The organism is Lactobacillus sp. UMNPBX17, assembly GCF_002553735.1.
Lineage (GTDB): Bacteria > Bacillota > Bacilli > Lactobacillales > Lactobacillaceae > Lactobacillus > Lactobacillus gallinarum.
Genome location: NZ_PCYT01000161.1, coordinates 1 through 794, shown reverse-complemented (window position 1 = coordinate 794; position 794 = coordinate 1). Strand labels below are relative to the sequence as shown.

Genomic DNA, 794 nt, shown 5'->3' with positions numbered 1-794 from the left:
GTTAAAATAATCATAAATATTATCTTTTTTACAATAACGGAGAAAAATTATGTCTAAGAAAAACAACGATACTAAACAACTAGAAATTTTACGCTATATTTATGATACTGTAGAACGCCGTGGTTTTCCACCAACAGTGCGAGAGATTTGTGCTGCGGTCAAACTTTCTTCTACATCTACTGTTCACGGTCATCTAGCCCGCTTAGAACGCAAAGGTCTTTTAATCAAGGATGCAACTAAGCCTCGTGCACTTGAAATTACCGATGAAGGTAAAAAGGAATTAGGCATTAAGCCAAAGAAAATCCCAGTTGTTGGTGTGGTCACTGCTGGTCAACCTATCTTAGCAGTTCAAGACATAGATGAATATTTTCCACTTCCACCTGATCTTGAAAACGATGCTGGTGAACTCTTCATGTTAAAAGTTCACGGTGAGAGTATGATTAATGCGGGAATTTTAAACGGTGACAGCGTCATTGTCAGAAAGCAAAATACCGCTAATAACGGCGAAATCGTCGTAGCCATGACTGATGAAAATGAAGCTACAGTTAAACGTTTTTATAAAGAGGACGATCACTACCGTTTACAACCAGAAAACGATACAATGGCACCAATTATCTTATCCAAAGTAAGTATTTTAGGTAAAGTAGTTGGCCTTTACAGAAATAATATCGATTAATATTTAAACCTAAGCAAAAAGCTTGGGTTTATTTTTTCGTCAAAATTTCAGTTAATTTATTTTCGTAAATTGCAATAATAAATTGAACACTTACGCTGTTTGATAGATTTTATCTAAT

The 794-nt window shown here is 35.0% G+C and carries 1 protein-coding gene; it reads left to right on the top strand.

The features are described 5' to 3' along the window. Nucleotides 1–49: 49 nt before the first annotated feature. The gene (lexA, locus tag CP368_RS10105) at nt 50–676 is read left to right on the top strand and encodes a transcriptional repressor LexA (RefSeq protein WP_098043773.1); all 627 of its coding nucleotides are present in this window, start codon (nt 50–52) and stop codon (nt 674–676) included. The last annotated feature ends 118 nt before the right edge of the window (nt 677–794 follow it).

What these genes read in the sequence shown, in the direction of transcription:
- lexA (WP_098043773.1), top strand. Translation starts at nt 50, where the DNA reads ATGTCTAAGAAAAACAACGATACTAAACAACTAGAAATTTTACGCTAT.